We start from the raw sequence: 26,928 nt of genomic DNA, 5'->3' as shown, positions 1-26,928 counted from the left end.
TCTTCTTTCCTCCGGAAAAAACTCCCATATACGCCGCTCCGCGACAAAAAAAAACAACCCGTGGAACAGCGCGACACGGACGGCGTCCGTGGGTCGCCCCCCCCCCCCCCCCGCCCGCCGCCGTTTCACCACTGTTCCGCCGGGTCAGCCGGACGTGACCTCGATCGCGGCCAGGTTCTTCTTGCCCCGGCGCAGCACCAGCCACCGCCCATGCAGCAGGTCGGTCTCGGCGGGCACGGCGTCCTCGGCGGTCACCTTCACGTTGTTCACGTACGCACCGCCCTCCTTCACCGTGCGGCGCGCCCCGGACTTGCTCGGCGCGAGACCGGTCGCCGCCAGCAGGTCCACCACCGGCAGCAGCTCCGACACCTCGGCGTGCGGCAGCTCGGACAGCGCCGCGCGCAGCGTCGCCTCGTCGAGGTCACTCAGCTCGCCCTGCCCGAACAGCGCCTTGGAGGCGTCGATGACGGCGGTGCACTGCTCGGCGCCGTGCACCAGCGTCGTCAGCTCCTCGGCCAGCGCGCGCTGCGCGGCGCGCGCCTGCGGGCGCTCCGCGGTCTGCTTCTCCAGCTCCTCGAGCTCCTCACGGCTCTTGAAGCTGAGGATGCGCAGGTAACGCGAGACGTCCCGGTCGTCCGTGTTCAGCCAGAACTGGTAGAACGCGTACGGCGTGGTCATCTCCGGGTCCAGCCACAGTGTGCCGGTCTCGGACTTGCCGAACTTGGTGCCGTCGGCCTTGGTCATCAGCGGGGTGGCCAGGGCGTGCACCGTGGCCTCGGGCTCCAGGCGGTGGATGAGGTCCAGGCCCGCCGTGAGGTTGCCCCACTGGTCGCTGCCGCCCTGCTGCAGGGTGCAGCCGTGGCGCCGGTACAGCTCCAGGAAGTCCATGCCCTGGAGCAGCTGGTAGCTGAACTCCGTGTAGCTGATGCCCTGTTCGGACTCCAGCCGACGGGCGACCGAGTCCTTGGTGAGCATCTTGTTGACACGGAAGTGCTTGCCGATGTCCCGCAGGAACTCGATCGCGGACATGCCCGCGGTCCAGTCCAGGTTGTTCACCATGACCGCGGCGTTGTCGCCCTCGAAGGAGAGGTACGGCTCGATCTGCGACCGAAGCCGGTTCACCCACTGCGCGATCGTCTCCGGGGCGTTCAGCGTCCGCTCGGCGGTCGGGCGCGGGTCACCGATCTGACCGGTGGCCCCGCCGACCAGCGCCAGCGGCCGGTGCCCGGCCAGCTGGAGCCTGCGCACGGTCAGCACCTGCACCAGATGCCCGACGTGCAGGCTCGCCGCGGTCGGGTCGAAGCCGCAATAGAACGTGACGGGACCGTCCGCGAGCGCCTTGCGCAAAGCATCTTCGTCCGTGGACAGGGCGATCAGCCCGCGCCACTTCAGCTCGTCGACGATGTCCGTCACGGTCTTCTGTCTCCTCGAACGGTGTTGAACGATCTTGAAGGTTGCCGGTTGTGCCCGCTCAGTCTATGGGGGTCATACGCCCTGGCTGACCGAGCTCATGTTGAAGTCCGGGATCCGCAGGGCGGGCATCGCCGCCCGCGTGAACCAGTCTCCCCACTCCCGAGGCAGCGTCTTCTCCGTGCGGCCCGCCTCCGTCGCCCGCGACAGCAGGTCCACCGGCGACTCGTTGAAGCGGAAGTTGTTCACCTCGCCGACGACCTCGCCGTTCTCCACGAGGTAGACGCCGTCCCTGGTCAGCCCGGTCAGCAGAAGCGTCGCCGGGTCGACCTCACGGATGTACCACAGGCAGGTCAGCAGCAGCCCGCGTGTGGTGGAGGCGACCATCTCCTCCAGCGAGCGCTCGCCGCCGCCGTCCAGGATCAGGTTGCCGATCCCGGGGGCCACCGGCAACCGAGTAAGCCCGGCGCTGTGCCGCGTGGTGACCAGGTGCTCCAGCTTCCCCTCCCGCACCCAGTCGGTCGGGGACAGCGGCAGGCCGTTGTCGAAGACCGACGAGTCGTCGCCGGAGGAGTGCGCGATGACGAACGGGGCGGACTCCAGACCCGGCTCGTTCGGATCGCTGCGCAGTGTCAGCGGCAGCGGGGACAGCGTCTCCCCGACGCGGGTCCCGCCGCCCGGCTTGGAGAAGACCGTGCGGCCCTCCGCCGCGTCCCGTGCGGCCGACGACCACAGCTGGTAGATCAGCAGATCCGCCACCGCGGTGGGCGGCAGCAGCGTCTCGTAGCGACCGGCGGGCAGCTCGATCCGGCGCTCGGCCCAGGCCAGCCGCTGGGCGAGCTCCGCGTCGAGGGCGCCCGGGTCCACATCCTTGAAGTCGCGCGTCGACCGGCCCGCCCAGGCGGAACGCGGGTGGCCACTGCCGGTCGACGCGGACTTGGCGTTCACCTCGAGGGTGCCGTTGGGCTGGTCGTGCCGCAGCCGCAGACCCGTCGACGTGCCGACGTACGTCGAGGTCAGCTCGTGATGGGCGAAGCCGTACAGCTCGCGGCCGCCGGCGCGGGCCCGGGCGAACGCCTCGCCGAGCGCCGGGGCGAAGTCCGCGAACACGGCCGACGACGTCTCCACAGGCGCATCCGTGAAGTCGGGAGAGGCGGCCACGCCCGTGACGAGCGGCTGCGCGTCCTCGGCGGGCCCGGCGCCCCGTGCGGCGGCCTCCGCGGCCCGCACCAGTGTCTCCAGGTCCTCCCGGGTCACCGCGGACTGCGACACCACACCCGAGGCGGTGCCCTCGGAGCCGTCCACGGTCGCGATGACGGTGAGGGTGCGGCCACGGGTGACGCCGTTCGTGGTCAGCGCGTTGCCGGCCCAGCGGAGATTGGCGGAGGAGTGCTCGTCGGCGATGACGACACATCCGTCGGCGGTGGACAGCTCGAGCGCGCGCTCGACGATCTCGTGCGGCTTGCTGACGCGGCTCATCGACCGGCCTCCTGCGTGGTGTTCAAGATGTTGACGCCCCGGAAGAGGGCGGAGGGGCAGCCGTGGGACACCGCCGCGACCTGGCCCGGCTGAGCCTTGCCGCAGTTGAACGCACCGCCGAGGACGTACGTCTGCGGGCCGCCGACCTTCTCCATCGAGCCCCAGAAGTCCGTCGTCGTCGCCTGGTACGCCACGTCCCGCAGCTGCCCGGCCAGCCGGCCGTTCTCGATACGGAAGAAGCACTGACCGGTGAACTGGAAGTTGTAGCGCTGCATGTCGATCGACCACGACCGGTCGCCGACCACATAGATCCCGCGCTCGACGCCGCCGATCAGATCCTCCGTCGACAGGCCGCCCGGATCCGGCTGCAGCGACACGTTCGCCATCCGCTGCACCGGTACGTGGCCGGGGGAGTCCGCGAACGCGCAGCCGTTGGACCGCCCGAGACCTGTCAGCTTCGCGATCCGCCGGTCGAGCTGGTAGCCGACCAGCGTGCCGTCCTTCACCAGGTCCCAGCTCTGCGCCTCGACGCCCTCGTCGTCGTACCCGATGGTGGCGAGACCGTGCTCGGCCGTGCGGTCGCCCGTCACGTTCATCACCGACGAGCCGTAGGCCAGCTTCCCCAGCTGGTCGAAGGTCGCGAACGACGTGCCCGCGTACGCGGCCTCGTAGCCGAGGGCCCGGTCCAGCTCGGTGGCGTGCCCGATCGACTCATGGATGGTCAGCCACAGATTCGACGGGTCGACCACCAGGTCGTACCGCCCCGCCTCCACGCTCGGCGCCCGCATCTTCTCGGCGAGCAGCGTCGGGATCTGCTCCAGCTCGGCGTCCCAGTCCCAGCCCGTGCCGGTCAGGTACTCCCAGCCGCGGCCCACCGGCGGCGCGATCGTGCGCATGGAGTCGAACTCGCCCGTCGTCTCGTCGACGGCGACCGCCGTGAGGTGCGGGTGCAGGCGTACCCGCTGCTGTGTGGTGACCGTGCCCGAGGTGTCCGCGTAGAACTTGTTCTCCTGGACCGTGAGCAGTGACGCGTCCACGTGCGCCACTCCGTCCGCACGCAGCAGCCGTTCGCTCCAGTCGCCGAGCAGCCCGGTCTTGTCCTCGTCGGGTACCTCGAACGGGTTGGCCTCGTACGAGGAGATCCACGTCTTCTCCGCGTGCACCGGCTCGTCCGCCAGCTCCACCCGCTCGTCGGAACCCGCCGCGGCGATCACCTTGGCGGACAGCTTCGCCATCGCCACCGCCTGGCCCGCCACGCGGGCCGCCGCGTCCATGGTCAGATCGACCCCGGAGGCGAACCCCCAGGCGCCCCCGTGCACCACCCGCACCGCGTATCCGAGGTCGGTGGTGTCGGACGAGCCCGCGGGCTTGGCGTCACGCAGCCGCCAGGAAGCACTGCGGACGCGCTCCAGACGGAAGTCGGCATGCTCGGCGCCGAGCGCACGGGCCCGGGCGAGTGCCGCGTCGGCGAGCGCCCGCAGCGGCAGCGCGGTGAACGCTGCGTCGATGGAATGAGGCACAGATGTCTCCTGTCGTCGAGACGGGTCGCCCCGATCATGTCGCGCCGGACGGGCCGTTGCCAGCGAGTTGGCCGGGACGCCCCGGGCTTTCTGTAGGGACCCGACAGGGACTGATCGACGGCGCTGTCAGGGACCGATTCTCCGTACGAGGGGGCCGACCGATAGGTTTTCGGCGTACCAGACCGCAAAGGGAAAGGGTGATCCGTTGAGCCGCTCGGTTCTCGTCACCGGAGGAAACCGGGGCATCGGCCTCGCCATCGCCCGCGCTTTCGCCGCGGGTGGTGACAACGTCGCCATCACCTACCGCTCCGGGGAGCCACCCGCCGCCCTGACGGAATTGGGCTGCCTCGCGGTCAAGTGCGACATCACCGATGCCGAGCAGGTGGAGCAGGCCTACAAGGAGATCGAGGAGAAGCACGGTCCCGTCGAGGTGCTGGTTGCCAACGCCGGCGTCACCAAGGACCAGCTCCTCATGCGTATGTCGGAGGACGACTTCACCTCCGTTCTCGACACCAACCTGACCGGCACGTTCCGGGTCGTGAAGCGTGCCAACCGCGGCATGCTGCGCGCCAAGAAGGGCCGCGTCGTCCTCATCTCCTCCGTCGTGGGGCTGCTGGGCTCCGCCGGGCAGGCCAACTACGCCGCCTCCAAGGCCGGCCTCGTCGGCTTCGCCCGCTCCCTGGCCCGTGAGCTGGGTTCGCGCAACATCACCTTCAACGTCGTCGCGCCCGGTTTCGTCGACACCGACATGACCCAGGCGCTCACCGACGACCAGCGCGCCGGCATCGTGTCGCAGGTGCCGCTCGGCCGTTACGCGCAGCCGGAGGAGATCGCCGCCACCGTGCGCTTCCTCGCCTCCGACGACGCCTCGTACATCACTGGAGCCGTCATTCCTGTCGACGGCGGATTGGGCATGGGTCACTGATCACCATGAGCGGAATCCTTGAGGGCAAGCGCGTCCTGATCACCGGTGTGCTGATGGAGTCGTCCATCGCCTTCCACACGGCCAAGGTGGCCCAGGAGCAGGGCGCGGAGATCATCCTGACCGCGTTCCCCCGGCCGACCCTGACCGAGCGCATCGCCAAGAAGCTCCCCAAGCCGGCCAAGGTCATCGAGCTCGACGTCACCAACGACGAGCACCTCGCCCGCGTCGAGGGTGTGGTGCGCGAGGAGCTCGGTGGACTCGACGGCGTCGTCCACTCGATCGGCTTCGCCCCGCAGGACGCCCTCGGCGGCAATTTCCTGAACACGCCTTTCGAGTCCGTGTCGACGGCCATGCACGTCTCGGCGTTCTCGCTCAAGTCGCTGACGATGGCCTGTATGCCGTTGATGCAGGGCGGCGGCTCGGTCGTCGGTCTCACCTTCGACGCGCAGTTCGCCTGGCCGCAGTACGACTGGATGGGTCCGGCCAAGGCCGCGCTGGAGGCCACCAGCCGCTACCTCGCCCGTGACCTCGGCAAGCAGAACATCCGCTGCAACCTGATCTCGGCGGGCCCGCTCGGCTCCATGGCCGCCAAGTCCATCCCGGGCTTCTCGGACCTGGCCAAGGTGTGGGACGAGCGCTCCCCGCTGGAGTGGGACATGGCCGACCCGGAGCCCGCGGGCCGCGGTGTCGTCGCGCTGCTCTCGGACTTCTTCCCGAAGACCACCGGCGAGATCGTCCACGTCGACGGCGGCGTGCACATCATGGGTGCCTGACCAGGGCATACGCAGTCGAGCGACGCCCCGTTCCCCGCAGGTTTCCGGGGGGCGGGGCGTCGCCCGTTCGGCGGTATGGGTGGGCGGCCGGGCCCGGCGGCGGCGATCCTGGAGGAGCAACCTTTCCTTGTGGTGCAGCCGCGGCGTTCCGCGCCGCAGTTCGGCCGAGGGGGTCCTGCTTGTGCGTACGACATGGCGCCACGCCTCCGTACTCGCCACAGTGACGATCCTGCTGTGGGCGGCACCGACGGCGTCCCAGCCCACCCGTCACGAACCCCAGCAGGCCCAGCGGCCCACGCGGGAGCAGCCCCCCGTCCACCGGGCGGACTGCCAGACCGTGGTCGAGGGTTCGCAGGTCACCGCGTACTGCCACAACCCCTATCCCGACGCCGACCGTGTACGGCTGCACGTCGAGTGCGACCGCTGGTGGGACGTCGACGCGGACACGGCGCCGGTCGAGCTGAACCCCGCGGGATACGCGGAACTCACCGAGCGCTGCTGGAAGGAGGTCAGGGCGGTGTGGATCAGCCACCAGCCGGCGCGGGCCTCCGCAGGCACATGAACGGATAGCCCGCCGCCTCGGCGGCAGCCGTCTCCCCGTCGCCTGCCCGGATCGCCTCGACCATCCGGGCGTGGTCCATGTGGTACTCCGGCCGCAGGTCTCGGCCGATGTCGTCGCGCAGCCAGTCGCGCAGCAGATCCGCCAGGTCCGCGTACAGCTCGGTCATCACTTCGTTGTGCGAGGCGGCTACGACGGCGAGATGGAACGTCGCGTCGGCGGCGACGAACTGCTCGCTGTCGCCCGACTCCCACGCCGCCTCGCGCCGCGCGAGCAAGGTGTCCAGCTGCTTGAGGTCCTTGGCGGTGCGCCGTTCGGCCGCCAGCCGGGCGGCAGACGACTCCAGCGTGGAGCGCAGCTCGGCGACATGGCGGGGATCGGCGTCGGCGAAGCGGCGGTGCATCACCCCGGCCAGTTCGCTGGTGGCCACCACGTACGTCCCCGAGCCCTGCCGGATGTCGAGCAGACCGTTGTGGGCGAGTGCGCGCACGGCCTCGCGGACCGTGTTGCGGGCGACGCCCAGCTGCTCGACGAGCTCCGGTTCGGTCGGGATGCGGGATCCCACCGGCCACTCGCCCGAGGTGATCTGATTCCGCAGCTGGGCGATCACCTGGTCGGAGAGCGCGGAACGCCGGGGAGAGGACAGCGCCATGGTGCTCCTTGTCGTGGGGTCGCCCGCCGCGTTCGTTCGCGATTGGACAACCAATCATCCCATGATTCTATGATGGTGCCATGCCTGACGAGACCCGGACCCTGCGCCCCGCCATGACGGCACCCGTATCGTCCGTGGATTCTGCCGTGTCCCGGCAGGCGCCGGACCGGCGGACGGTGTGGACCACCCGTCTCGTCGTCATCGGCATCGTTCTCGCGGCGCTCAATCTGCGCCCGGCCATCACCAGCCTCGGTGCCCTGCTGGAAGAGGCGCGCGTCGGACTCCACATGAGCGGCAGCGTCGCCGGCCTGCTCACCTCCGTACCGCCGCTGTGCTTCGCGGTCTTCGGCGTCGCCGCACCCCGGCTGGCCCGCCGCTTCGGCGCCGGCGCCGTGGTCTGCGCCGGCATGGCGGCCATCGCGGCCGGGCTCGTCGTGCGCCCCTTCGCGGGCGGCACCGCCGGGTTCCTCGCCGCCAGCGCCCTCGCCCTCATGGGCATCGCCGTCAGCAACGTCCTGATGCCGGTGATCGTCAAGCGGTGCTTCCCCGACCGTGTCGGGTCGATGACCGGGCTGTACTCGATGGCCCTCGCGCTCGGCACGTCCGTGGCCGCGGCCGCGACCGTGCCCATGACCCAGGCGCTCGGCGGCAGTTGGCGCGTGGGGCTCGCGGTGTGGGCCGCGCTCGCCGCGCTCGCCGTACTGCCCTGGATCGGTCTGGTCCGGGACCGTGACCGCGGCGCGGCGGCAGGCACGGCAGCCGCGGAGGACGCGTCCGCGCCCCGGATGACCCGAAGCCCCACCGCCTTGGCGCTCGGCTGCTTCTTCGGGCTCCAGGCCACCGGCGCGTACATCACGATGGGCTGGATGCCGCAGATCTTCCGGGACGCGGGCGTCTCCGCATCCACCGCAGGTGTGCTGCTCGCCGTCACCATGGTCATGGGTGTGCCGCTCGCCTTCGTCATCCCCCGGCTCGCCACCCGGATGAAACAGCAGGGCCCGATCGTCGTCGCCCTCGGGGCCTGCGGGCTCACCGGCTACCTCGGTCTGCTGCTCGCGCCGGCCGCGGGAGCGTGGGCGTGGGCGCTGCTGCTGGGGGTCTCCAACTGTGCCTTCCCGCTCGCCCTCACCATGATCGGCATGCGGTCGCGCACCGGTTCCGGAGTCGTACGGCTCTCGGCGTTCGCGCAGTCCACCGGCTACCTGATCTCCATTCCCGGCCCACTGCTGGTCGGCGTGCTCTACCAGCACAGCGGCGGCTGGACGCTGCCCCTGACGCTGATGGCCGCCCTGCTGGTGCCGCAGATGATCATGGGTGTGCTGGCGGGACGGGACCGGACGATCGAGGACGAGACGCGGGTGCGAGACTGATCCCATGCCTGTGCTCGACCCGAACCCCCAGAACGGCCAGAAGAAGCTCCTCGGGCTCTTCGGCTTGATCCTCCTCATCGGCGTGGTCATCGCCGTCATCGCGAGCATCGCCGCGCCCTGACCCGGTTGTCGGCTCGGGCCCGGGCGAATGGCCGAAGGGGCGCTGCGGCGTCGAAAGAGACCGGGCCCGACAGACGGGGAGGGTGGTGCTGGCACCACCATCCCCTAGGGGGCCAGGCTCAGGGTGAAGTGGGTGGGTCACCGGATGGGCCCGGCCCTTCATGATCCGTACGTTTGAGGTACTCGACCTCACACCTTCGGAGGCGGCCATGTCGGCCCACGCGCGCACCCGGTCCCACACCCCGACCACGGGCGTCGCCGGGGCCGGGCTGCCCTGGTGGGCGCTGGCGCTGCCCGTGCTCGCCTTCGTCGCCCTTCTGACGCTGATCGCCGGGCCCGGCGAAGCCCACGCCGCGAGCGATCCCGCGGCCGGTGAAGTCCTGCGGCAGATCCTCCGGACAATGCTCCCGTGAGGCGTTCACTCGTGCAGGGAGAGCGCGTCAACACCCTGCGCCCGATGGCGCATTTCATGCGAAGCTGGGGAGCATGAGCGCCGCTGTGTCTTCCGGGGGGACAGCCCCCGGACCTCCCGAGTCCCGCAGGATCGTTCTCCTCCGGCATGCGAAGGCCGACTGGCCCCAGGTGTCCGACCACGAGCGCCCGCTCGCCGAGCGCGGCCGCAAGGACGCCCCCGTGGCCGGCCGCCGTCTCGCAGAGATCGGTATCGCCTTCGATCTCGCCCTGTGCTCCACCGCGAGCCGTACGCGCGAGACGTGGAAGCTCGCGGTGCACGAGCTGCCGCACCGCCCGAGGACGGTGTACGAGGAGAGGCTCTACGAGGCATCCCTCGGCGAGCTGATCGCCCTGCTCAACGAGACCCCCGATGACGTGAACGACCTGCTCGTCATCGGCCACAACCCCGGGATGCACGCGCTGGCGGACGCCCTCGCGGGCGGGTCGGAGGGCGATTCGCTGGCCAGGATGACCCAGGACGGCTTCCCGACCTCGGCCTTCGCCGTCGTTTCCTTCACCGGCTCCTGGAAGACCGTGGAACACGGCGTGGGCAGACTGCTCGACTACTGGACCCCGCACGACTGACCGGCCCGGACCGGGCCGCGGCAGCGAGGGCCCGGGACCAGGAGCCCCCCGACAGCACAAGGCCCCGGCGCACACGTGCGCCGGGGCCTTGTGACCGGTGTCAGTGCTCCTCGGTGCCGTCGTCCGCGGCCTCGACCTCTTCGCGCGTGATGCCCAGCAGATACAGCACGGTGTCCAGGAACGGCACATTGACCGCGGTGTGGGCGGCCTTGCGGACCACGGGCTTGGCGTTGAAGGCGACACCGAGCCCCGCAGCGTTCAGCATGTCCAGATCGTTGGCCCCGTCGCCGATGGCCACTGTCTGCGCGAGCGGCACCCCGGCCTCCTCCGCGAACCTCCGCAGCAGCCGCGCCTTGCCCGCGCGGTCCACGATCTCGCCCACGACCCGGCCGGTGAGCTTTCCGTCCTCGATCTCCAGGGTGTTCGCCGAGGCGAAATCGAGGCCGAGACGCTCCTTCAGATCATCGGTGACCTGGGTGAAACCGCCGGAGACGACGCCCACTTGGTAGCCGAGGCGCTTCAGCGTGCGGATCAGGGTGCGTGCCCCCGGGGTCAGCCGCACCTCCGCACGCACCTTGTCCACGACCGAGGCGTCCAGCCCGGCGAGCAGCGCCACCCGCGCGTGCAGGGACTGCTCGAAGTCGAGTTCACCGCGCATCGCGGCCTCGGTCACCGCGGCCACCTCGTCCTCGCAGCCCGCATGGGCGGCGAACAGTTCGATGACCTCGTCCTGGATCAGCGTGGAGTCCACGTCCATGACGACCAGACGCTGCGCGCGCCGGTGCAGGCCGGCCGACACGACGGCGACGTCCACGCCGATCTCGTGCGCCGCGGTGGCCAGCGCCGTACGCAGCGGTTCGGTCTCCACACCGGAGACCGCGAACTCCACCGCCGTGACCGGATACTTCGCAAGCCGGAAGATACGGTCGATATTGGCGCCCATCCCGCTGATCCGGGCCGCTATGGCCGCGGTGGACTCGGCGGTCAGCGGATGGCCCAGCACGGTCACATGCGAACGCCCGCTGCCACGGGGCCGGTTGTCGCCCCTGCCGGAGATGATCTCGGCCTGCAGCTTCAGCGACTCGGCCCAGCTGTGCACGGTGGCGCGCAGTTCGCCCTCGGTGGTGCCGCCGGCGGTCGGCGCGGTGACGAGCGCGCACAGGACGAGGCGGCCCCGCGAGACGACCTGCTCGATGTCGACCACGTCGACCGAGTAGGCGGCCAGGGTGTCGAAGAGGCCGGCGGTGATGCCGGGACGGTCCTTCCCGAAGATCTTGACGAGAAGGGTGGGGGCGTCGGTGCCGGGATCGGTGCCGGGAGAAGGCTGCGATGCGCTCATGGTGATACCACCGTATCGGGCGACGGCCGGGATGACGCGTCCTGTCCCGCCAGCCGGACACCGGCCCTCCGCTCGCCGTCCGCCGCCGCCTTCGCACCCTTTTCGGATGGTCGGCGCTCGTCCGTACGGGATGATCGGGATATGGCGCCCCGCCGTACGTACCCGGCGGGCCACGAAGGTCCCAACTCCGTACCGAACACTGACTTCTCAAGGCCCGGCTTTCGGATACGGGACCGGGCCTGAAATAGTTCCCCACGATGTTCGCCATCCCTAGACTCCCTGCACGGGGGTAGCTCGGGGGACAACTAGTGGGGCATGGAGTGCCGGAACTCGTACTGGAATTGAACGGAAGGACCTGGACTCTCGATCCGTCCAGGTCGTACACCCTCGGCCGCGATCCGCAGGGTGATCTGGTGATCGACGACGCCAGAGTCTCGTGGCGGCACGCCACGATCAGCTGGGGCGGGCGCAGTTGGGTCATCGAGGACCACGGCAGCACGAACGGCACGTACGTGCAGGGCCAGCGGATCCACCAGATGGAGATCGGCGCCGGCTCGGCCGTACATCTGGGCAACGCGACCGACGGTCCCCGGCTCGCACTGACGGGCGCCGTCGCGGGGGCGGGCGCCTACAGTGCCGCCGCGGCCCCTCAGCAGGCGGCCGCCCAGCAGGCCCCGGCCCAGCAGCAGGGCTGGCCGCAGGCGCCGGCGCCGCAGCAGGGCGGCCCTCAGCAGGGCTGGCCCCAGCAGCCGCAGGCCCCGCAGCAGCAGGTCCCGCACCAGCAGGGCGGACAGCCGCAGGGCGCGCAGAAGGCGCAGGGCGCCCCGCCCGTCTACGGCGACCGCAGCCCGACCACGTTCCACCAGCTGGCGCTCGGCCGCGTCATGCGTATCGGTCGTGCGCTCGAGAACGAGCTGGTCGTCTCCGACCTGCAGGTATCGCGCCACCACGCCGAATTCGTCGCGACGCCCGACGGCCGCTTCGAGATCCGCGACCTCGGATCCCACAACGGCACCTATGTCAACGGTCAGCCGATCGCCAAGTCGTCCACGGTCCTCATCGGCCCGAACGACATCGTCGGCGTCGGTCACTCCACCTTCCGGCTGGTCGGCGACCGGCTGGAGGAGTTCGTCGACACCGGTGAGGTCTCCTTCTCCGCGCGCCACCTCACGGTCACGGTCGACGGCGGAAAGCAGATCCTGCGCGACGTCTCCTTCGGTGTCCCCGAGAAGTCGCTGATCGGCGTCATCGGCCCGTCCGGATCCGGCAAGTCCACCCTGCTCAAGGCGCTGACCGGCTACCGGCCCGCCAACCAGGGCGACGTGCTGTACGACAACCGGAGCCTCTACAAGCAGTTCGCCGAGCTGCGCCAGCGCATCGGTCTGGTTCCGCAGGACGACATCCTGCACAAGGAGCTCACCGTCCGTAAGGCGCTCAAGTACGCGGCCAAGCTCCGCTTCCCCGGTGACACCGCCGAGGCCGAGCGCGAGGCCCGTATCGACGAGGTGCTGCGCGAGCTCAAGCTCGACATCCACAAGGACAAGAAGGTCACCTCCCTCTCCGGCGGTCAGCGCAAGCGCGTGTCCGTCGCGCTGGAGCTGCTGACCAAGCCGTCGCTGATCTTCCTGGACGAGCCGACCTCCGGTCTCGACCCGGGCATGGACCGCGACGTCATGCAGCTGCTGCGCGGGCTCGCCGACGACGGGCGCACCGTCCTCGTCGTCACCCACTCCGTGGCCGAGCTGCAGCTGTGCGACAAGCTCCTCGTCATGGCGCCCGGCGGCTCGGTGGCCTATTTCGGTCCTCCGGAGGAGGCGCTCAACTTCTTCGGCTACAGCACCTGGGCCGATGTCTTCTCGGCGTTCGAGAACTACCGCGACTACGACTGGGCGGGCCGCTGGCGCGGTTCGCAGCACTACCAGATGTACGCCGCCGACATCGACGCCGTGGCCCCGCAGTCGGTGAACATGCCGCCGCCGCAGCAGATGAACCCGCCCAAGCCGCAGAGCTGGGGTTCCCAGCTCCTGACGCTGATCCGCCGCTACTCCTCGGTGATCGCGTCCGACAAGGGCTTCCTGGGCCTGATGGTGATCCTGCCCGCCGTCCTCGGACTGGTCAGCGTCGTCATCCCGGCCGACTTCGGCCTTGCCGCACCCGATGACGGCAAGTCCAGGTTCAACGGCGACGCCGGCACGATCATGCTGATCCTCGCGGTCGGCATGTGCTTCTCCGGCGCGGCGAACTCCGTACGAGAACTGATCAAGGAACGGGTCATCTACGAACGGGAACGCGCCACCGGCCTGTCCCGCTCCGCCTACCTGATGTCCAAGGTGATCGTCCTCGGCGTGATCACGGCCATCCAGGGCGTCATCATCTGCGGCATCGGCTTCGCGACCCGCAAGCTGCCCGAAGAGGGCCTGATCATGCCGCCCGCGGTCGAGATCTGCCTCGTGGTCATCGCGCTCGGCTTCACCTCGATGATGTTCGGCCTGGTCATCTCCTCGCTGGTGAAGACCGCCGAGAAGACCATGCCGCTGCTGGTCATGTTCGCGATCGTCCAGGTCGTCTTCACCGGCATTCTCTTCCAGGTCTACGGTTCGCCCGGCCTGGAGCAGTTCGCCTGGCTGATGCCCTCCCGCTGGGCCATCGCCGGAGCGGGCACGACGCTGGACCTCGCGCATCTGATGCCGCCGTGGGACCCCAAGAACCCCACGGACCTCGACCCGCTGTGGGAGCACACGGCCGGACAGTGGGGCATGAACATCGCCGTCCTGCTTTCCATCGGCGTGATCTGCGGCTTCGTCGTGCAGCGCCTGCTGCGCCGTCACGAGCCCGAGGTCATGCGCAAGTGACACCTCCCGTCCTATGACGACGCCGAAGGGCGCACCCCGCACGGGGTGCGCCCTTCGGCGTATGTCCTGCCGCCGTTCTTCGCGGCGCAGTGTGTGGCAGTGCCTCAGTAGGCGCTGTCCACGTTGTCCATGGAGCCGTAGCGGTCGGCCGCGTAGTTGCAGGCGGCGACGATGTTGGCGACCGGGTCGTACTGGTCCTTCTTGGTGCCCGCCACGTGGTAGGTGTCGAAGGTCGGCTTGATGACCTGCAGCAGGCCCTTCGACGGGACACCGTTGATCGCGTTGATGTCCCAGTCGTTGATGGCACGCGGGTTACCGCTGGACTCACGCATGATGTTGCGGTGAATGCCCTCGTAGCTGCCGGGGATGTTGTGCTTCTTCATGATCGACATGGCTTCGCGGATCCAGCCGTCGAGGTTGTTCGGGTAGGTCACCTTCGCCGGCTTGCGCGCGGCGGACCGGCTGGCGGCCTGCTCCTTGGCGCGCTTCTCGGCGGCAGCCTTGGCAGCGGCCTTCTTCTTGGCGTCGGCGGCCTTCTTCGCGGCCTCGGTCTCGGCCTTCTTCGTCGCCTGCGCGGCCTTGAACTGGGCCTCGAAGGCGGACTGCTGGTTGGTGATGCTCTCCTGCACGGCGGCGGCCTGCTTCTCGTTGACCTTGAAGGCAACGGGAGCGGCCGACAGCGCCTCGGTCTTTACACCGGCCTCGGCATCGCCAGGGGCGAGGGTCAGGGCCACGGCTGCGGAGGCGGCGACGGCGACACCGGCAACGGCGGCCTTGCGCGATCGGAGACGACGGAGAGCGGCAGTGTTGAACGCGGACATACAGACGTACCTCTTCGAATAGCGGAAAGTCGCTCCAGGCCGGTTCGGCTCTGCGCTGTTCGGAAGCGACGTCGGCAATTCTTAGCGGCGGCAAAATGCCCTGGCAAAGGTGTGACGTACGATCCGCGATAGTGGATCACGGTTATCCGATACGCCCGATTCGCCCGTGCTGTACCTGCTCATCCACCCCTTATGTGCGCCCATACGTCCGTTTTGTATCCACTAGCGTGGTTCGTAAGTGACCTGCGCCCTATGCCCGGGCTCACACCGGGCACCCCTCGGTCTCACCGTGCGTTGCTTCAGCAATCCACTGTGTGAGTGCCGTCGCCGGGCAGTACGAGATGGACGTCGCCGAACTCGTGCCAGAGGTAGCGATGACGCAATGCCTCGGCGTATGCGCAGCTCAGCGCGGTCTCTCCGGCGATCGCGGCCAGCATCAGCAGATGCGATGCCTCGGGCTCGTGCAGCCCGGTGAGCAGTCCGTCCACCACGCGTACCCCACGCCGCGGCGTCACAACCAGATCCGTCCAGCCCGTGGCCGGCGCCACCACACCCGCAGGATCCGCCGCCGACTCGAGCGCCCGCACCGCCGTCGTCCCCACCGCCACGACCCGCCCCCCGGCCGCACGCGCCGCGTTCACGAGCCACGCCGTCGTCCCCGACACCTCGAAACGCTCCGGATACGGCGGCTCGTGCGCCTCCGCCGACGCCACACCCGTGTGCAGCGTGATCGGCGCGAACTGCACCCCCCGGCTCACCAGCTCCGCCACCAGCGGCGAGGTGAAGGGGCGCGCGGCGCTCGGCATCTCGGCCGACCCCGAGCCGTCGGGGGAGGGCAGCGCGAAGACCGTCTGATACGCGGACAACGGCTGGTCCCGCACGGTGTACCGGTAGCGGATCGGCCGCCCGTACCGCGCCAGCAGTCCCGGCACGGCGACCGACACCGACGCCCACCACAGCCGGTCCGCCCCCGCGGCGAGCCGCTCCTCCAGCACCAGATGGGCGCCCCCCGGCAGCCGCACCACCGCGCCCCGCGGGCCGCCCGCACGCCGGGCCGTGCTGCCCCCACCGTCCGGAGTCCGCAATTCGACCGCCCACCGCCGGTCGTCCCCCTGCGTCGAGAAGTGCACGACCACCGGCTCACCACCGATGCGCCCGTCCACGGCGGCCGCGAGGGTCACCGACGTATTGACGACCAGGACGTCCCCGGCCCGCAGCTGCCCCGGAAGATCACGGAAGGCGTGGTGCGAGACCCGGGTGCCGCGCGACACCATCAGTCGCACGTCGTCCCGCCCCGCCCCGCGCTCCTCGGCCGGCACGCGCGCCGACAGCTCCTCCGGCACCCGCAGCGCCTCCAGCACGGTGCCTCCCTCCCGGGCCGTCGTCATCGGGTCTCCAGCAGCGCCGGCGCCGCATAACGCCCACTGGCAGGACGCTCGGCGATCAGCCGCAGAAACCCGGGCACGACCGACTCCGGCGACGGGCGCGGATCGTCGTCGTCCGGCACCGCGGCCGCGTACAGATCCGTCTGCATGTCACCCGGGTCCACGCTCCACACACGCAGACCCGGTTCCTCCACGGCGAGCACCGCCGCCAGCTGGTCGAGCGCCGCCTTCGAGGCCCCGTATCCGCCCCACGTCTCGTACGCCTCCGCCGCCGCGTCCGAACTCACGGCGACCACCGCCCCCGCCGGTGACTCCCGCAGCAGCGGCAGCGCCTCCTGCACCAGGCCGAGCGCCGCGACCACATTCGTCTCCAGCGCTGCCCGCAGCCCGTCCACGGGCAGCGCTGCGAGCCGCACCAGCGGCTCGGCGCCCAACGCGCTCGCATTGCTGACCAGCAGGTCGATGCCGCCCAGCGCATGGGCGGCTGCCACCAGCCCGGCGCGGTGCCCGGCGTCGGTGACGTCCCCCGAAACCGCCACCACCCGTGTCCCATGAGCGCCCGCCAGCCGGGCGCTCTCCTTCAGTGCTCCCTCGCCGCGGGCGCCGAGCACCAGGTCCCAGCCCTGCCGCGCCAGACCGGCCGCGAGCGCGCGGCCCAGTCCCTTCGACGCCCCTGTGATCACCGCTACCGGCATGAGACCCATCCCCTTCGCCGTACTGCCCTGGTGTGATGCAGCCAACGTAGGGACGCGGCGCCTGCCCCCGCCTCGTGCCGCGGACCCCTCCCGGCAAGGCACTTCGACCTACGTCCAGGGGCCTAATCAGCGGCCGTCCCCGGTCCGATACGGACTGTCACATCCCGCCGGTACGGTGAGGTCATGAGTCACCGACCGAGCTCGGGCCTGGCAGCCGTGAGCACCGCACTTCTCGCGATGAGCAGGCATCTCGAGGTCCGCGACGTGCTGAAGACGATCGTGGCATCGGCCCGCGAGCTCCTGGACGCGGAGTACGCGGCGCTCGGTGTGCCCGACGACCACGGGGGCTTCGCCCAGTTCGTCGTCGACGGCGTGAGCGACGCCCAGTGGAAGGCGATCGGCCCCCTCCCGCGCCAGCACGGCATCCTCGCCGCGATGCTGAAGGAGGCGAAGGTCGAGCGGCTCGCCGATGTGCGCACGGACCCCCGCTTCGAGGGCTGGCCCTCCGCCCACCCCGACATGTCCGACTTCCTCGGCCTGCCCATCAAGGACGGCGACGAGGTCATGGGCGCCCTCTTCCTCGCCAACAAGCGCTGCCCCAAGCCGGACGGCGGCTGCGGCTTCACCGAGGACGACGAGGAGCTGCTCGGCATTCTCGCCCAGCACGCCGCCATCGCCCTGACGAACGCCCGGCTGTACGAGCGGAGCCGCGAGCTCACCATTGCCGAGGAGCGCTCCCGCCTCGCCCACGAACTGCACGACGCGGTGAGCCAGAAGCTGTTCTCGCTGCGGCTCACCGCACAGGCTGCCGCCGCCCTGGTCGACCGCGACCCGGGCAGGGCGAAGGGCGAGCTCCAGCAGGTCGCCGAGCTCGCCGCCGAGGCCGCCGACGAGCTTCGCGCCGCCGTCGTCGAGCTGCGCCCCGCGGCCCTCGACGAAGACGGCCTCGTCAACACCCTGCGCACCCAGATCCAGGTCCTCGACCGCGCACACAGCGCGCGGGTCACCTTCGACACCTGCGGGATACGGGCCCTGCCCGCCGCCCAGGAGGAGGCACTGCTGCGGGTCGCCCAGGAGGCCCTGCACAATGCGCTGCGTCACTCCGGGGCGGGCCGGGTCGACGTGGTGCTGGTGCGCAGCGGCCAGGGCGCGGTGCTCAGCGTCACGGACGACGGCAAGGGGTTCGAGCCGCGGACCGTGCGCAGGGCCGGGCGCCACCTGGGCCTGGTCTCGATGCGGGACCGCGCCGGCGGTGTGGGCGGCAGGCTCAGCGTGGAATCGGCGCCCGGCAAGGGCACCACGGTCGAGATGGAGGTCCCCGGTGGCTGAGAAGAAGATCCGTGTGCTGCTGGTCGACGACCACCAGGTGGTGCGGCGAGGTCTGCGTACGTTCCTGGAGGTCCAGGACGACATAGAGGTCGTGGGGGAGGCGGTCGACGGTGCGGAGGGCGTGGCCCGCGCCGAGGAGCTGAAGCCGCATGTGGTGCTGATGGACGTGAAGATGCCGGGGATGGACGGCATCGAGGCCCTGCGCAAGCTCCGCGAACTGGCGAATCCGGCAAAGGTGCTCATCGTCACCAGCTTCACCGAGCAGCGCACGGTGGTTCCCGCCCTGCGCGCGGGAGCCTCCGGGTACGTGTACAAGGACGTCGACCCCGAGGCGCTGGCCGGGGCGATCCGCTCCGTCCACGCGGGCCATGTCCTGCTGCAGCAGGAGGTCGCGGGCGCGCTGTTGTCCGAGGACGCCGGACCGGGGGCCACGGGCCGCGGCCCGAGCCTCACGGAGCGGGAGCGCGAGGTCCTCGGACTGATCGCCGACGGCCGGTCCAATCGGGAGATCGCGCGGGCGCTGGTCCTGTCCGAGAAGACCGTCAAGACGCATGTGTCGAACATCCTGATGAAGCTCGATCTCGCGGACCGCACACAAGCGGCGCTGTGGGCCGTGCGGCACGGTCTGGCGGGCTGACACGCGCCGACCGGAGCGTCACGCTCCGGCCGAAGATTCATACTGTCGGGTGTATGTCACTCACATGGCGCATCCTCATCCGCCCAGGGCCGTTCTCCATGGCGTGCTGCGGCGAGGGGCCGCAGCGGATGCCCAGGAGGAAAGACAGCAGTGATGAACCTCAAGAAGGCCGCGGCCCTCACCATGATCGCCGGCAGCTTCGTGGCCGTGAGCGCGGGCGCCGCGTCCGCCACGACCGGCGGCGGCGCGCACGCCTACGGTGAGGCCGTGAAGTCCCCGGGCGTCGCCTCCGGCAACCTGATCCAGGCGCCGGTCCACATTCCGGTGAACGTGGTGGGCAACTCGGTCAACGTGATCGGCCTGCTGAACCCGGCGTTCGGCAACACGGGCATCAACGCCTGACGTGCGTCCGGGGCTCTGCCCCTCGGCCCTCTCTCCACAGCCCTGCGGGCGTGGAGAGAGGGCCGGATCCGTCCTCAGCCCCGCTCCCGCTCCTCCACATACGCGTTGTACGCGGCTACCTGCGCCCTCCGCGCCACCCGTTCCACCGGCCGCAGCGCCTCCCCGCGCGCCGCGATCTCCGACGCGCTGACGGCCCCGCCGTGGCCGTTCTCGTACGCCATCGAGATCAGCAGGCCGATACGCGTCGCCAGCTCCAACACCCGTACCGCGCGCGGCGGATACCCGGGTGCCAGCGTCTCCGCCGCCCCCCGCTCCGCCCGCGCCCGGTAGGCGCCCACCGCCGCTTCGGCCACCGGGCCCGACGCGGCCACGTCCAGCCGTGTGAGCACCGCTGTCGCGTCACGCAGGGCCTCTGCGAGTTCCCGCTCCGCCTCGCCGAGCGAGGGCACGTCCGCGGGCGGGGCCTCCCGCACCGGCAGGCAGTGCCACGTGACCTCCACATGGACGTCCCCTGCCGGCCCCGCCTCATGGACCTCCGGGACGAGCCCGTACGGGGCTCCCGTCGCGACGACGGCCTCCTCCGCCTCCAGGGCGCGCGCGTTGAACTCGGGCGGTCCGCACAGACCCAGCGGATGCCCGGGCGCGGGGAGCGCGACGCGGTAGCCGTTGACGCCCAACGTCCGCAGCCGCCCCAGCGCCAGCGTGAGACCGACCGGAGCCGCCTCGCCCGGCAGCCCCTCGACGCGGTGCACCGCGTCGTCGCCGACGATGGCGTGCACCGCGTCGTCAGGTGAGACAAGTCCGGCCAACCAGGCATTTCCCCAAGCGGCCAGGAGTCCAGAGCGTGGTTCCGAGAGCATGCCCACACCCTAGGCTCGGGACCGGCGGCCGGAGCACCCGGCCGGTGGCGTAGGTTTTCCCTGGGTGCTGTGCCCACAGGCGCACAAACCGTACAAACCGCACCCGAAGACCTCGACGATTGCATGGGGAGACAACGCGCTCATGAGCGATGTACTGGAGCTGGTGGACGTATCCGTGGTCCGCGACGGACGCGCTCTGGTGGACGACGTCTCCTGGTCGGTCAAGGAGGGTGAGCGCTGGGTCATCCTCGGCCCCAACGGCGCGGGCAAGACCACTCTCCTCAACCTCGCCTCCAGCTACCTCTTCCCGACGATCGGCAAGGTCGGCATCCTCGGCGAGCGCCTCGGCGGAGTCGACGTCTTCGAACTCCGCCCCCGCATCGGCATGGCCGGCATCGCCATGGCCGAGAAGCTCCCCAAGCGCCAGACAGTCCTCGAGACCGTCCTCACAGCCGCGTACGGCATGACCGCCACCTGGCACGAGGACTACGACGAGGTCGACGAGCAGCGCGCCCGCGCCTTCCTCGACCGCCTCGGCATGACCGAGTACCTCGACCGGAAGTTCGGCACGCTCTCCGAGGGCGAGCGCAAGCGCACCATGATTGCCCGCGCCATGATGACCGACCCCGAGCTGCTGCTCCTCGACGAGCCGGCCGCCGGACTCGACCTCGGTGGCCGCGAGGACCTGGTCCGCCGACTCGGTCGTCTCGCCCGCGACCCGTACGCGCCCTCCATGGTCATGGTGACCCACCACGTCGAGGAGATCGCCCCCGGCTTCACCCACGTCCTGATGATCCGCCAGGGCAAGGTCCTCGCGGCGGGTCCGATGGAGACCGAGCTGACCTCCCGCAACCTGTCGCTCTGCTTCGGCCTGCCGCTCGTCGTCGAGCGCACCGGCGATCGCTGGACCGCGCAGGGCCTCCCGCTCGGCTGACAGCCCGGCGGGCCCCCGCCGGGGGCATGCCGGGACACCCGCGCGCCCGAACTCGCCCCGCACCAAGCCCCGTCGGGCCGAAGGCCGGACCGCCGAGGGGACCGATCACCTGCCTTCGCCCCCTGTCCCCACCGCGACCGGCGGACCTACCATGACCACGTGGACATCGACGCATGGGTGTGGTGGCTGATCGGCGCGGTCGGACTGGGCATTCCGCTCGTGCTGACAGCGATGCCCGAATTCGGCATGTTCTCCGCCGGAGCGGTGGCCGCGGCTGTCGTCGCAGCGGTCGGCGCAGGCACCGTGGCGCAAGTGCTCGTCTTCGTGGGGGTCTCCGTCGCGCTCCTCGCCGTCGTACGCCCCATCGCCGCCCGGCACAGAGCCACCCAGGGCCCCAGGTTCGCCAGCGGCGTCGATGCCCTGAAGGGACGTCAGGCCGTCGTGCTGGAGCGCGTCGACGGCGCCGGCGGCCGTATCAAACTCGCCGGTGAGGTCTGGTCCGCCCGCGCCTTCGACTCCTCCATGGCCTACGAAAAGGGCCAGCAGGTCGACGTCGTCGAGATCGACGGAGCCACAGCCGTCGTCATGTGATGTGCCGTCACGGGGGTGCGCCCCGTGACCGAACGGGCCGAACTGTCCACACCACAGCCCGTGTTCTGGGAAACTGATCATCACAACCGTCAGCAGCTCGGTCCGACAGAGTCATCCGGCAGCGAAGGGCACAGGGAACGCGATGCAACCGATCATCATCGTCCTGATCATTCTGGTGGTGCTGGTCTTCATCGCACTGATCAAGACGATCCAGGTCATCCCGCAGGCCAGCGCCGCGATCGTGGAGCGGTTCGGACGCTACACCCGCACTCTCAACGCGGGCCTGAACATCGTCGTCCCCTTCATCGACTCCATCCGCAATCGCATCGACCTCCGCGAGCAGGTCGTCCCCTTCCCGCCCCAGCCGGTGATCACCCAGGACAACCTGGTCGTCAACATCGACACCGTCATCTACTACCAGGTGACCGACGCGCGCGCCGCGACCTACGAAGTCGCCAGCTACATCCAGGCGATCGAGCAGCTCACCGTCACCACCCTGCGGAACATCATCGGCGGCATGGACCTCGAGCGGACTCTGACCTCCCGCGAGGAGATCAACGCCGCCCTCCGCGGCGTCCTCGACGAGGCCACCGGCAAGTGGGGCATCCGCGTCAACCGCGTCGAGCTCAAGGCCATCGAGCCGCCCACCTCCATCCAGGACTCGATGGAGAAGCAGATGCGTGCCGACCGCGACAAGCGGGCCGCCATCCTCACCGCCGAGGGCATCCGTCAGTCCCAGATCCTCACCGCCGAAGGCGAGAAGCAGTCCGCCATCCTGCGCGCCGAAGGCGAGGCCAAGGCGGCCGCTCTGCGCGCCGAAGGCGAGGCCCAGGCCATCCGCACGGTCTTCGAGTCCATCCACGCCGGCGACGCCGACCAGAAGCTCCTCGCCTACCAGTACCTCCAGATGCTCCCCAAGATCGCCGAAGGCGACGCCAACAAGCTCTGGATCGTGCCCAGCGAGATCGGCGACGCCCTCAAGGGACTCAGCGGTGCCATGGGCAACTTCAACCCCATGGCGGGCATGGGCGGTGGCGGAGGGGCCAAGGTGCCCGGCCCCAGCAGCGGCACCGAGCGCCGCGAGCAGCCCCCCATCGACTGACCGCACCACCCTTTCATGCATGATCGGTGAGGCCCCTCGACCTTGATGGCGGGGAGGCATCTCACCGAACGTGAAGGAGATGGCGTTGACCATCTGGGAGTCACTGGCGATCTTCGCCGCGGGCATCGGCGCCGGCACCATCAACACCATCGTCGGATCGGGCACGCTGATCACGTTCCCGGTGCTGCTCGCGACGGGACTGCCACCCGTCACCGCCACGGTTTCCAACGCACTCGGCCTGATCCCCGGCTCCGTCAGCGGCGCCATCGGCTACCGGGACGAACTGAAGGGCCAGCGCCCCCTCATCATCCGCCTCGGCATCGCCGCCGCGATCGGCGGCCTCGCCGGAGCCGTACTGCTGCTGATGCTCCCCCCGACCGCCTTCGAGACGATCGTGCCCGCCCTCGTCGCGCTCGCCCTCGTCCTCGTGGTGCTCCAGCCCCGCATCTCCGTGGCCGTGCAGCGCCGCCGCGAACGGAAGGGCACGCTCACCAAGACCGACGGCGGCCCCGTACTCTTCGGCGGACTGCTCCTCGCCAGCGTCTACGGCGGATACTTCACCGCCGCCCAGGGGATCATCTACCTCTCCCTCATGGGCATGCTTCTCGACGACACGCTCCAGCGGCTCAACGCCGTCAAGAACGTGCTCGCGGCCATCGTCAACAGCATCGCCGCCCTCTTCTTCCTCTTCGTCGCCGACTTCGACTGGAGCGCCGTGCTCCTGATCGCCGTCGGCTCGGCGATCGGCGGCCAGCTCGGTGCCAGAATCGGCCGCAAGCTCCACCCCACCGCACTGCGTGTGTTCATCGTGGTGGTCGGCACCTTCGCCATCGTCCAGCTCCTGCTGCGCTGAGCCGGACGCGCGAGGGCCCGTCCCCGTTCTCACGAACGGGGACGGGCCCTCGCGCAAGTCGCTCGACGATTACGCGGCCGACTCCGTCACCAGCCAGTCCGGCAGCGTCGCACGCTCACCCGACCGCAGCCCCAGCAGCATCGCCTCACCCGGGGACGGCACGAACGGCTGGTGCAGCAGCGGCATTCCCGCCTGCTCCGGCGTACGGTCCGCTTTGCGGTGGTTGTCCTCGGCGCACGAGGCGACCGTGTTCAGCCACGAGTCGGCACCACCGTGCGACTTCGGCACCACGTGGTCCACGGTCGTCGCGCGCCTGCCGCAGTACGCGCACCGGTGCTGGTCCCTGACCAGCACCCCCCGCCTCGACCACGGCGCCTGTCTTCGGAACGGCACCCGTACGTATCTGCAGAGCCTGATCACCCGGGGCACCGGAAGATCGACGGCAGCCGCACGGACACGGAGACCGGGGTGGGCCTGCTCGACGACCGCCTTGTCCTGGAGCACCAGCACCACCGCGCGGTTGAGTGTCACCGTCGACAGCGGCTCGAAGCTCGCATTCAGCACCAGCGTGTCCCGCATCTCGCCCACCTCCCGTTCGCCGGCCCAGCCCTTCGTCGGGCATCGGGCTCGGATCAACTCTGGCCGGGTGCGCCGAGATGGACAACGCAATATCTGTGCCTTCCGGGAGAGCGAACCCCCGGCCCCCGGCAACAAAACTGCCCTGCCCTGATCTCTCCAAGACCAGGGCAGGGCAAACAGAAAACGAACACTCAGCTCGTGGCGGGAGCCTCGTACTCCGCGAGCAGATGCGCACGGGCGAGCGTGTGGAAACGCAGATTGAAGCCCACGGCCGCGGCCGATGCATCCGCATCCGGCCCCAGCCGCTCGGAGTCGACCGCGTAGACGGTGAAGACATACCGGTGGTTCTCACCGGCCGGCGGAGCGGCGCCGCCGAAGTCCTTCGAGCCGTAGTCGTTGCGGACGTGGACCGCGCCGTCGGGCAGCCCTTCGAACTTCCCGGAGCCCGCACCCGCCGGCAGCTCGGTCACCGACGCCGGAATGTCGAACAGGACCCAGTGCCAGAAGCCACTGCCCGTCGGCGCATCCGGGTCGAAACACGTCACGGCGAAGCTCTTGGTCTCCGCCGGGAAATCCTCCCAGCGCAGCTGCGGGGAGATGTTGCCCGCTGAGTAGACCTGGGCGTCCTTCAACACCGACCCCGGCTCGATGTCGTCGCTCACCAGCGTGAACGACGGCACCGGCGGATGAAAGTCGTGCGGAAGAGGCGCCTGCTTCTGCTCGGTCACGTCAAACCTCCGATTCGGCTGTTCTGCGTCTTCGCCCCGAGCCTAGGTCCTGTTCCTGCTAGAGCCAGTTACGACGGCCGCCGACGTCGGCGAGCCACTGGTTGAGGAACGCAGTCCAGTCGGTGGACTGGAAGCTGTGGTGGCCCACCTTGAACGCCTTGTACGAGTCGCTGCCCTCGCTGAACAGACCCGGCTTCTTGTCCATCTCCAGGATGACGTCCATCTCGCCCTCGTCGGCGACGAAGGTCAGCTCCACCTGGTTGAGCCCGTGGTACTGCTGCGGCGGGAGGAACTCGATCTCCTGGTAGAACGGCAGCCGCTGGCGCGTGCCACGAATGTGACCGCGCTCCATGTCCGCGCTCTTGAAGCGGAAACCGAGCTGGATGAAGGCGTCGAGGATCGCCTGCTGCGACGGCAGCGGGTGCACGTTGATCGGGTCGAGGTCGCCCGAGTCCACGGCCCGCGCGATCTCCAGCTCCGTCGTCACACCGATGTTCATCCCGCGAAGCAGCTGCCCGGCAATCGTGGTGACCGGCGTCTCCCACGGGATGTCCAGCCCGAACGGCACCACGTGCACCGCGCCGGCCTTGACCTCGAACGCGCCGCCGAGCCGCTGCTTGGTGAACTCGATGTCCTGCTTGACCTCCTGGTCACCGCCTTCGACCTCGACCCGCGCCTGCAGACCGACCGAGAGCCCTTCGATCTGCTGGTCGACCGAGCCTCCCTGGATACGCACCTCGCCCTGGACGACACCGCCAGGTACGACGTTCTCCTCGGTGAGCACCGTCTCGACGGACGCGCCACCGGCGCCCAGGCTTGCGAGCAGCTTCTTGAAGCCCATGTCCACTCCTTCTAGGTCCTGACCCCTACATACGCCGGACGACCGTAGTCGGTTCCCCGGTACGCTCGACCGCAATGATCGAGAGCCCCGACCGTACGCCGTTGCCTCGCGCGTTCTTCGACCGCCCGGTGCTGGACGTCGCACCCGAACTTCTGGGCCGGACGCTGACCCGTATGACCGAGGACGGCCCGATCGAGCTACGCCTCACCGAGGTCGAGGCGTACGCGGGCGAGGTCGACCCCGGCTCGCACGCCTACCGTGGCCGCACCGCCCGCAACGAAGTGATGTTCGGCCCACCCGGTCATGCGTACGTCTACTTCACCTACGGCATGTGGCACTGCCTCAACGTGGTGTGCGGACCCGAGGGCCGGGCAAGCGGAATCCTGCTCCGCGCGGGAGAGGTACGGGTGGGCGCCGAGCTCGCCCGTAAACGTCGAATCTCGGCCCGTCATGACAAGGAACTGGCCAAAGGCCCCGCCCGGCTAGCCACCGCCCTCGACGTGGACCGAACGCTCAACGGCACGGACCTGTGCGCCGGCCCGTCCGCGCCCCTCTCCTTGTTGCCGGGCCACCCGGCCACTCCTGACCAGGTACGCAACGGTCCCCGGACGGGAGTCGGCGGTGAAGGGGCGTACCACCCCTGGCGTTTCTGGATCGACGGCGACCCGACGGTGAGCCCTTACCGAGCCCACGCGCCACGCCGAAGGCCAACTTGACTCGCCCTCACCGGACGCCTAACGTAGCCCGAGCCGCTTGAAACGGGGCACTGCTGTTCAGCAGCTCCGTAGCGGCCATCCACTACTTCTCACGACTACCCCAACGGGTGCGATTTCGGCATGCCGAAATTCGATCCGAATGCCTCGATTATGAGGCGCCGGGGATATCGGCTAAAGTGGTGACCACGCCGAAGGGAAAGCGCGAAAGCGAATACCTGGAAAGCAGCCCGCCGGCCGGGAATCGGACACGAAAGAGTCTGATAGAGTCGGAAACGCAAGACCGAAGGGAAGCGCCCGGAGGAAAGCCCGAGAGGGTGAGTACAAAGGAAGCGTCCGTTCCTTGAGAACTCAACAGCGTGCCAAAAATCAACGCCAGATATGTTGATACCCCGTCCATCTTCGGATGGTCGAGGTTCCT

29 protein-coding genes are annotated in these 26,928 nt (G+C 69.7%); 16 read left to right on the top strand and 13 right to left on the bottom strand.

The genetic code is table 11. The features are described 5' to 3' along the window. Positions 1 to 144 precede the first annotated feature (144 nt). The 3 genes from tyrS to AC067Z_RS00135 all read right to left on the bottom strand — a co-directional run bounded on the left by tyrS (position 145) and on the right by AC067Z_RS00135 (position 4,409). The gene (tyrS, locus tag AC067Z_RS00145; protein WP_478787115.1) at positions 145 to 1,413 is read right to left on the bottom strand and encodes a tyrosine--tRNA ligase; all 1,269 of its coding nucleotides are present in this window, start codon (positions 1,411 to 1,413) and stop codon (positions 145 to 147) included. Between the two features lie 72 nt (positions 1,414 to 1,485). Further along, complete coding sequence (locus tag AC067Z_RS00140; protein ID WP_478787114.1) at positions 1,486 to 2,889, bottom strand: metallopeptidase TldD-related protein; 1,404 nt, start codon at positions 2,887 to 2,889, stop codon at positions 1,486 to 1,488. Then, entirely contained in the window at positions 2,886 to 4,409 is a 1,524-nt protein-coding gene (locus AC067Z_RS00135; RefSeq protein WP_478787113.1) for a TldD/PmbA family protein, read from the bottom strand. Before AC067Z_RS00135 ends, AC067Z_RS00140 begins: the two co-directional genes overlap by 4 nt. Positions 4,410 to 4,614: 205 nt before the next feature. Here AC067Z_RS00135 and fabG point away from each other — a divergent pair, with 205 nt between their 5' ends. The 3 genes from fabG (at position 4,615) to AC067Z_RS00120 (ending at position 6,669) form a co-directional block, all read left to right on the top strand. Continuing rightward, on the top strand, positions 4,615 to 5,334 hold the full coding sequence (gene fabG, locus AC067Z_RS00130; protein ID WP_478787112.1) for a 3-oxoacyl-[acyl-carrier-protein] reductase: 720 nt from the start codon (positions 4,615 to 4,617) through the stop codon (positions 5,332 to 5,334). 5 nt (positions 5,335 to 5,339) lie between these two features. After that, positions 5,340 to 6,107 carry an enoyl-ACP reductase FabI gene (gene fabI, locus AC067Z_RS00125; RefSeq protein ID WP_478787111.1) on the top strand — a complete coding sequence of 256 codons (768 nt, stop codon included), beginning with the start codon at positions 5,340 to 5,342 and terminating at the stop codon, positions 6,105 to 6,107. A 181-nt stretch (positions 6,108 to 6,288) separates the two neighbouring features. Continuing rightward, positions 6,289 to 6,669 carry a hypothetical protein gene (locus AC067Z_RS00120; protein WP_478787110.1) on the top strand — a complete coding sequence of 127 codons (381 nt, stop codon included), beginning with the start codon at positions 6,289 to 6,291 and terminating at the stop codon, positions 6,667 to 6,669. Here the strand turns inward: AC067Z_RS00120 and AC067Z_RS00115 are convergent. Beyond that, complete coding sequence (locus AC067Z_RS00115) at positions 6,632 to 7,318, bottom strand: FadR/GntR family transcriptional regulator (RefSeq protein WP_478787109.1); 687 nt, start codon at positions 7,316 to 7,318, stop codon at positions 6,632 to 6,634. The two genes, AC067Z_RS00120 and AC067Z_RS00115, sit on opposite strands and share 38 nt — an antisense overlap. Before the next feature lie 80 nt (positions 7,319 to 7,398). Here AC067Z_RS00115 and AC067Z_RS00110 point away from each other — a divergent pair, with 80 nt between their 5' ends. The 4 genes from AC067Z_RS00110 (at position 7,399) to AC067Z_RS00095 (ending at position 9,846) form a co-directional block, all read left to right on the top strand. After that, complete coding sequence (locus AC067Z_RS00110; RefSeq protein ID WP_478787108.1) at positions 7,399 to 8,688, top strand: CynX/NimT family MFS transporter; 1,290 nt, start codon at positions 7,399 to 7,401, stop codon at positions 8,686 to 8,688. Between the two features lie 4 nt (positions 8,689 to 8,692). Next, positions 8,693 to 8,809, top strand: a complete 117-nt coding sequence (locus tag AC067Z_RS00105; protein WP_478787107.1) for an SGM_5486 family transporter-associated protein — start codon at positions 8,693 to 8,695, stop codon at positions 8,807 to 8,809. Positions 8,810 to 9,017: 208 nt separating this feature from the next. Next, on the top strand, positions 9,018 to 9,221 hold the full coding sequence (locus AC067Z_RS00100) for a hypothetical protein (protein WP_478787106.1): 204 nt from the start codon (positions 9,018 to 9,020) through the stop codon (positions 9,219 to 9,221). 73 nt (positions 9,222 to 9,294) lie between these two features. Then, a complete protein-coding gene (locus AC067Z_RS00095; RefSeq protein WP_478787105.1) occupies positions 9,295 to 9,846 on the top strand; it encodes a SixA phosphatase family protein in 552 nt (183 codons plus the stop codon). 100 nt (positions 9,847 to 9,946) lie between these two features. Here the strand turns inward: AC067Z_RS00095 and serB are convergent, their stop codons facing one another. Continuing rightward, positions 9,947 to 11,185, bottom strand: coding sequence for a phosphoserine phosphatase SerB (serB, locus tag AC067Z_RS00090; RefSeq protein ID WP_478787104.1), 1,239 nt, complete (start codon positions 11,183 to 11,185; stop codon positions 9,947 to 9,949). A gap of 308 nt (positions 11,186 to 11,493) precedes the next feature. On the opposite strand from serB, the gene AC067Z_RS00085 reads away from it, so the two are divergent. Continuing rightward, complete coding sequence (locus AC067Z_RS00085; RefSeq protein ID WP_478787103.1) at positions 11,494 to 14,037, top strand: ABC transporter ATP-binding protein/permease; 2,544 nt, start codon at positions 11,494 to 11,496, stop codon at positions 14,035 to 14,037. Positions 14,038 to 14,141: 104 nt separating this feature from the next. Here the strand turns inward: AC067Z_RS00085 and AC067Z_RS00080 are convergent, their stop codons facing one another. The 3 genes from AC067Z_RS00080 to AC067Z_RS00070 form a co-directional block, all read right to left on the bottom strand. After that, entirely contained in the window at positions 14,142 to 14,858 is a 717-nt protein-coding gene (locus AC067Z_RS00080; RefSeq protein ID WP_478787102.1) for a transglycosylase SLT domain-containing protein, read from the bottom strand. Between the two features lie 299 nt (positions 14,859 to 15,157). Further along, positions 15,158 to 16,246, bottom strand: coding sequence for an S-adenosylmethionine:tRNA ribosyltransferase-isomerase (locus tag AC067Z_RS00075; protein ID WP_478787101.1), 1,089 nt, complete (start codon positions 16,244 to 16,246; stop codon positions 15,158 to 15,160). Beyond that, positions 16,243 to 16,938 (bottom strand): SDR family NAD(P)-dependent oxidoreductase, encoded by a 696-nt coding sequence (locus AC067Z_RS00070; protein ID WP_478787100.1) that lies wholly within the window; start codon positions 16,936 to 16,938, stop codon positions 16,243 to 16,245. The genes AC067Z_RS00075 and AC067Z_RS00070 overlap by 4 nt, the downstream gene beginning before the upstream one ends. A gap of 183 nt (positions 16,939 to 17,121) precedes the next feature. Between AC067Z_RS00070 and AC067Z_RS00065 the strand changes: the two genes are divergently transcribed. The 3 genes from AC067Z_RS00065 to AC067Z_RS00055 all read left to right on the top strand — a co-directional run bounded on the left by AC067Z_RS00065 (position 17,122) and on the right by AC067Z_RS00055 (position 19,306). Beyond that, positions 17,122 to 18,267 carry a GAF domain-containing sensor histidine kinase gene (locus tag AC067Z_RS00065; RefSeq protein WP_478787099.1) on the top strand — a complete coding sequence of 382 codons (1,146 nt, stop codon included), beginning with the start codon at positions 17,122 to 17,124 and terminating at the stop codon, positions 18,265 to 18,267. Further along, the gene (locus tag AC067Z_RS00060) at positions 18,260 to 18,904 is read left to right on the top strand and encodes a response regulator (RefSeq protein ID WP_478787098.1); all 645 of its coding nucleotides are present in this window, start codon (positions 18,260 to 18,262) and stop codon (positions 18,902 to 18,904) included. Before AC067Z_RS00065 ends, AC067Z_RS00060 begins: the two co-directional genes overlap by 8 nt. Before the next feature lie 150 nt (positions 18,905 to 19,054). Next, a complete protein-coding gene (locus AC067Z_RS00055) occupies positions 19,055 to 19,306 on the top strand; it encodes a chaplin (protein ID WP_478787097.1) in 252 nt (83 codons plus the stop codon). Between the two features lie 74 nt (positions 19,307 to 19,380). Here the strand turns inward: AC067Z_RS00055 and AC067Z_RS00050 are convergent, their stop codons facing one another. Next, on the bottom strand, positions 19,381 to 20,166 hold the full coding sequence (locus AC067Z_RS00050) for a hypothetical protein (RefSeq protein ID WP_478787096.1): 786 nt from the start codon (positions 20,164 to 20,166) through the stop codon (positions 19,381 to 19,383). A gap of 142 nt (positions 20,167 to 20,308) precedes the next feature. On the opposite strand from AC067Z_RS00050, the gene AC067Z_RS00045 reads away from it, so the two are divergent. From AC067Z_RS00045 to AC067Z_RS00030, 4 genes are all read left to right on the top strand, one after another. After that, positions 20,309 to 21,100, top strand: a complete 792-nt coding sequence (locus AC067Z_RS00045; RefSeq protein WP_478787095.1) for an ABC transporter ATP-binding protein — start codon at positions 20,309 to 20,311, stop codon at positions 21,098 to 21,100. 159 nt (positions 21,101 to 21,259) lie between these two features. Next, positions 21,260 to 21,691 carry an NfeD family protein gene (locus AC067Z_RS00040; protein WP_478787094.1) on the top strand — a complete coding sequence of 144 codons (432 nt, stop codon included), beginning with the start codon at positions 21,260 to 21,262 and terminating at the stop codon, positions 21,689 to 21,691. Positions 21,692 to 21,833: 142 nt separating this feature from the next. Further along, positions 21,834 to 22,793, top strand: a complete 960-nt coding sequence (locus AC067Z_RS00035) for an SPFH domain-containing protein (RefSeq protein ID WP_478787093.1) — start codon at positions 21,834 to 21,836, stop codon at positions 22,791 to 22,793. Positions 22,794 to 22,872: 79 nt separating this feature from the next. Next, positions 22,873 to 23,646 (top strand): sulfite exporter TauE/SafE family protein, encoded by a 774-nt coding sequence (locus AC067Z_RS00030; protein ID WP_478787092.1) that lies wholly within the window; start codon positions 22,873 to 22,875, stop codon positions 23,644 to 23,646. Positions 23,647 to 23,715: 69 nt separating this feature from the next. Here the strand turns inward: AC067Z_RS00030 and AC067Z_RS00025 are convergent, their stop codons facing one another. From AC067Z_RS00025 to AC067Z_RS00015, 3 genes are all read right to left on the bottom strand, one after another. Continuing rightward, complete coding sequence (locus AC067Z_RS00025; RefSeq protein ID WP_478787091.1) at positions 23,716 to 24,225, bottom strand: HNH endonuclease; 510 nt, start codon at positions 24,223 to 24,225, stop codon at positions 23,716 to 23,718. A gap of 191 nt (positions 24,226 to 24,416) precedes the next feature. Then, entirely contained in the window at positions 24,417 to 24,953 is a 537-nt protein-coding gene (locus AC067Z_RS00020; protein ID WP_478787090.1) for a YbhB/YbcL family Raf kinase inhibitor-like protein, read from the bottom strand. 58 nt (positions 24,954 to 25,011) lie between these two features. Further along, a complete protein-coding gene (locus tag AC067Z_RS00015; protein ID WP_478787089.1) occupies positions 25,012 to 25,794 on the bottom strand; it encodes a sporulation protein in 783 nt (260 codons plus the stop codon). A 74-nt stretch (positions 25,795 to 25,868) separates the two neighbouring features. Between AC067Z_RS00015 and AC067Z_RS00010 the strand changes: the two genes are divergently transcribed. Next, the gene (locus tag AC067Z_RS00010; protein WP_478787088.1) at positions 25,869 to 26,510 is read left to right on the top strand and encodes a DNA-3-methyladenine glycosylase; all 642 of its coding nucleotides are present in this window, start codon (positions 25,869 to 25,871) and stop codon (positions 26,508 to 26,510) included. 148 nt (positions 26,511 to 26,658) lie between these two features. On the opposite strand, the gene AC067Z_RS00005 is transcribed toward AC067Z_RS00010, so the two are convergent. Further along, on the bottom strand, positions 26,659 to 26,928 hold a 270-nt coding region (locus AC067Z_RS00005), incomplete at its 5' end, for a hypothetical protein (RefSeq protein WP_478787087.1).

This window comes from Streptomyces sp. NPDC043812, from assembly GCF_056436245.1.
This window is presented reverse-complemented; position numbering and strand designations above follow the sequence as displayed.